This is a genomic window from Mesorhizobium sp. M7A.F.Ca.CA.002.05.1.1, assembly GCF_003998335.1.
Lineage (GTDB): Bacteria > Pseudomonadota > Alphaproteobacteria > Rhizobiales > Rhizobiaceae > Mesorhizobium.
Genome location: NZ_RZQI01000924.1, coordinates 1 through 2,296 on the forward strand (window position 1 = coordinate 1; position 2,296 = coordinate 2,296).

A 2,296-nucleotide genomic window follows, 5' to 3' on the forward strand; every position below is an offset into this window, starting at 1 on the left:
ATCCAGATTTCGTCGATCGGCGGCGTCAATGCCTTTGCCTCGCTCGGCCTCTACCACGCCTCGAAATGGGCGCTGGAGGCCTTCAGCCAGTCGCTGAGCATCGAGGTCGCGGAATTCGGCATCCATGTGACGCTGGTCGAACCGGGCGGCTTCTCCACCGACTGGGCCGGCCCGTCGGCCAAGATCTCTCAGCCGATCGAGGCCTATGCGCCCGCCCGTGCGAAGATGGCAGAGCGCCGCGCCAATTCCGTTGCCGGCGATCCAGAGGCCACCGGGCCGGCGATGCTGGCCATTGTCGACGCCGCCGAGCCACCGCTCAGGGTGTTCTTCGGCGACGGCGGCCTGCCGATGATACGCCAGGAATACGCCAACCGACTCGCCACATGGGACAAGTGGGACCATGTTTCCGTTATGGCGCAAGGCGCCAAGAAGAACCGCAAAGCTAACGCCTAGTGAGCTTGGCTACGCCGCGACGGCGGCGTAGCTCCTGCCCTCTGGTTGCCGCACAGCTATGCCGAATAGATCCACTGCTCCGGCACGCGCACCGAGATTTCTTCGCGGACCCTGACCGTTCCGGGCTTCTCGACCCAGGCGACGACGCCGCGCAGCCGTTTCGCGACTTTTGGGAACAACAGCGCGCCGGCTTCGACGTCGGCCATTCCGGCATTCTCGGCGATCGACCGGCCGGCGATGCGGCAAGGTCCGTTCTGTACGTCAATCTTGATGGTGACGCCGCCCTTGAAGAACAGCAGCGTGCCGGCCGGCAGCATCGAGAGGTTCGGCACCCCTTCGATCACAAGATTGGCGCCGATCCACTCCGGCCTGATCTCGGCCAGGCCCATGCGTTGGGCAACAACCGCCAGTTCGTCCGCTGCCACTATGGACAATTGCCGTTCGTTGCGCATTTCGGTGCCGCGCGGATACCAGGGCTCGCGCCCGCCCGCGCGGCGTGTCGGTCCGGCATGAAAATCGCCTGCTATGCCATCGAAATCCAGCAGCAATTCGTCCACCGGGCGCGTCTGAAAATGATCCGCCGGCGCCACGTAAAGCGCTGCCGCCTTGGCGGCAAGCTTTCGCGCGGGGATGATTTCGATCGGCTTTTCAGCCTCGGGGAAGAGATCCAGCATGGCGTTCTTTTCTCTCGTCATCCAGCGAATTAGCCGGGCGGACTTCGCGGCGTCCAGTCGAAAGTGCTGATCGTCCGATCAACGTCACCGATGGGATGGCGATCGCCAGGCGAGTGCCGTTCGCACCAGCCTAACGCAACAAGACGTATTGAGCGCCAAGGTGTATTCCGAGCACAGGAACGGAGCGTACTTTTGGGTACGTGAGTTCAGCCCTACCGCGACGCGGGGAAGCGTAGCCATTCGCCGGGCGGCCTCACCTGAATATCGACATACCTAGAGCATCCGCAACAGCGCACCGCCTATCGAATACCCCGCGCCAAAGGCGCAGATCAGGCCGAAATCGCCAGGCTTCATGTCGGCGTGGTTTTCCGACAGCGCGACGATGGCGCCGGCGCCCGCCGTGTTGCCAAGCCGCTCCAGCACCATCGGCGCGCGGTCGTGGTCGACCTCGTGGCCGAACGACAGTTTCAGGATCATCGCATTCATGCGTGCATTGGCCTGATGCAGCCAGAAGCGCCTGATCGCCTGCGGCGTCAGCCCGTGCTCGGCCAGGAATTCGACGATGAATTTCTGCCCGGCAACGGTGACTTCCTTGAACACCTTGTTGCCGACCTGCTTGATCAGATTGCCTTCCAGATTGATCATGTAAGGATCATCCTGGGCGGTGCGGGTGTGATAGCCCAGATTGGTGCGGATGTTGTTCGACATCTGCGTCCAGACGCGCGTGTCGAGCACTTCGAAGCGCCCCGGCCGCTTGTCGCCCTTGGCCAGCCCTTCGACCACCATCGACACCGAAGCGTCGCCGAAGATGAAATGCGTCTGCCGGTCGCGAAAATTGAGATGGCCGGTGATGATCTCGGGCGTCGTCACCAGAATGCGCTTGTGCGCGCCCGACCGCACCAAATTGACGGCTATGTGCAAGGCGGCCGCCGCCGAAGAACAGCCAAGCCCCATGTCAAAGCCCGCGCCCTTCGTCCCCAGCGCCTCCTGCATTTCGATGGCGATCGCCGGATAGGGCCGCTGGTGATGCGAGGCCGAGCAGATCACCAGGTCTATATCCGACGGCTGCAGCCCGGCATGGTCGAGGGCCTTCTTCGCCGAGGCTATGCCGAACTCGGCCTCCAGCGACAGCGCATCGTCGGGCCGTGCGGGAATGCGCGGCGCCATCC

3 protein-coding genes are annotated in these 2,296 nt (G+C 63.4%); 1 reads left to right on the forward strand and 2 read right to left on the reverse strand.

Annotated features, from left to right (window positions below; genetic code table 11):
* Nucleotides 1–453 (forward strand): SDR family NAD(P)-dependent oxidoreductase (locus tag EN939_RS30600; RefSeq protein WP_127271382.1); only part of this gene is annotated, 453 nt, incomplete at its 5' end.
* A 56-nt stretch (nt 454–509) separates the two neighbouring features.
* Here EN939_RS30600 and EN939_RS30605 read toward each other — a convergent pair.
* Complete coding sequence (locus EN939_RS30605) at nt 510–1,127, reverse strand: MOSC domain-containing protein (RefSeq protein ID WP_127271384.1); 618 nt, start codon at nt 1,125–1,127, stop codon at nt 510–512.
* 273 nt (nt 1,128–1,400) lie between these two features.
* The coding region (locus EN939_RS30610; RefSeq protein WP_127271386.1) for a beta-ketoacyl-ACP synthase III at nt 1,401–2,296 on the reverse strand (896 nt) is incomplete at its 5' end.